Source organism: Bradyrhizobium mercantei, from assembly GCF_001982635.1.
Classification (GTDB): domain Bacteria; phylum Pseudomonadota; class Alphaproteobacteria; order Rhizobiales; family Xanthobacteraceae; genus Bradyrhizobium; species Bradyrhizobium mercantei.
In genome coordinates, this window is sequence record NZ_MKFI01000037.1 from 1 (window position 1) to 1,145 (window position 1,145).

1 protein-coding gene is annotated in these 1,145 nt (G+C 67.8%); it reads right to left on the reverse strand.

Annotated features, from left to right (window positions below; translation table 11 throughout):
* Positions 1-156: 156 nt before the first annotated feature.
* Positions 157-1,002, reverse strand: a complete 846-nt coding sequence (locus tag BI327_RS40735; RefSeq protein ID WP_245335084.1) for a LysR substrate-binding domain-containing protein — start codon at positions 1,000-1,002, stop codon at positions 157-159.
* Between the last annotated feature and the right edge of the window lie 143 nt (positions 1,003-1,145).

Genomic DNA, 1,145 nt, shown 5'->3' on the forward strand with positions numbered 1-1,145 from the left:
GTCGGCGTCGAGAACCTGTTCAACCGCGACTATTACCCGCTCTACAGCCAGCTGATGCGCACCAGCACCAATACCAGCCGCCTGCCGGCCCCGGGCACGGTGCTGACCCTGACCTACCAGCATCGCTGGTAGGCCGGGAGGGCCCTGGCGCGGCGTTCAGCGCCAGGGCTGCCAGTCCACCCCCAGGTTCTCGCACAGCCAGGCGCAAAAGCCCGCGGCCAGCGCGTTGCGGCTGTCGCGGTGCACCAGCCAGCGCCAGGTCGGGCCGCGCACGGTCTGCGGCGTCATCGGCGCGAGCAGGCCGGCCTCGCTCGCGCGCCGCGCCAGCAGCGCCGCCACCAGGGCGATGCCCAGGCCCTGGCTGGCGGCGTCCAGCAACTGCCCCGGATCCGAGAAGTTCAGGCCGCTGTCGCGCTGGCCGACGTCGGCGCCGCCCTGCATGCGCCAATAGTTCCAGTCCATCTCGCGCTCGCCGTGCAGGGTCACCCGCTGCGCCGGATCGGCCGCCAGCAGGCGCGGATGGCAGGCGGCATACAGCCGGTCCTCGCACAGCACGCGGAAATCGCAATCGGCCTGCGGGCCGATATCGTCGCGCAAGGCGATGTCGATGGTCTGCGTCGCCATGTCCGGCGCCTCATCGCTGGTGTAGAGCCACAGATCCACCTCGGGATGGCGCTCATGGAACGCCTGCAGGCGCGGCACCAGCCAATGGCGCGCGAACGCCGGGCTGGTGTTGACGATCAGCTGGTTCGGCTTGCGGTACTGGTCCAGGCGGCGAATGCCCGTCGCCAGTTGCAGCAGCATCGCCTGGGTGGTGCCGAGCAGGTCGGCGCCGGCGTCGGTCAGCGTCACGCTGCGCCCCTGGCGCAGGAACAGCGGCTGCTCCAGATAGGTTTCCAGGCTGCGGATCTGCTGGCTGATGGCCGACTGGGTCAGGTGCAGCTCGTCGGCGGCCTTGTGGAAACTGCCCAGCCGCGCCGCCGCCTCGAAGCCGCGCAACACGTTCAACGGAGGCCATTGTTTAAGCATATTGATAAGCAAATCTAATCAGATGTCCGCTAAATATATCGCTTGTTGGCGGTATCCGGCGCGCTCTACGATGCATTCATCGGTCGCAGACCCGATTTTCCCCCTCGTTTTCACAC